General features: G+C 45.4%; 1 protein-coding gene. It reads right to left on the bottom strand.

Translation table 11 applies throughout. From position 1 onward, the window contains the following. The coding region (locus A3762_RS21195; RefSeq protein WP_197469472.1) for an ABC transporter ATP-binding protein at positions 1-523 on the bottom strand (523 nt) is incomplete at its 3' end. Positions 524-542: the final 19 nt, after the last annotated feature.

The following is a 542-nucleotide window of genomic DNA, read 5'->3' as shown; positions in this document are numbered from 1 at the left end:
TGACCATGCCAATAAAATAAACGCTTACATAGAGCAAGACATCGAGCATCTTCATCACAGCTTCCCGCACGGATAACGCTGTCTGCATGACTTTTGTGGCAATTCGTCCAGCAAACTCATCTTGGAAAAAGCCAAGGCTTTGTCCAAGCAAATAGCGGTGTGCATTCCAACGAATGCGCATAGGATAGTTGCCAAGCAAGGCTTGATGAATCACGCTAGAGTGAAGAAGAACGGTGATCGGTAAAACCAAAAGAACAATGACGCCATATCCCGTTAGGGTAGAAGAGTGTTCTTCCCAGAGAGTAGCCGGTGTGCTTGCCGTTAGTAGGTCGACGAGCTCGCCCAAGAAACGAAACAGACTGACTTCCATTACCGCAATGCATGCCGTTAGACATGCCATTATTAAAAGATGCGGAATGACACCACGTGTATAGTGAATGCAAAACGCAACAAGACCTTTGGGTGGTGTTGTTGGTGTGTCAACAGGGAAGGGCTTAACGAGCTGTTCAAAAAAACGAAACATCAAAAATAATTCAATTACG

It is taken from the genome of Oleiphilus sp. HI0125, assembly GCF_001635355.1.
The sequence above is the reverse complement of the archived record's forward strand: the minus strand, read 5'-3'. Positions and strand labels throughout refer to the sequence as shown.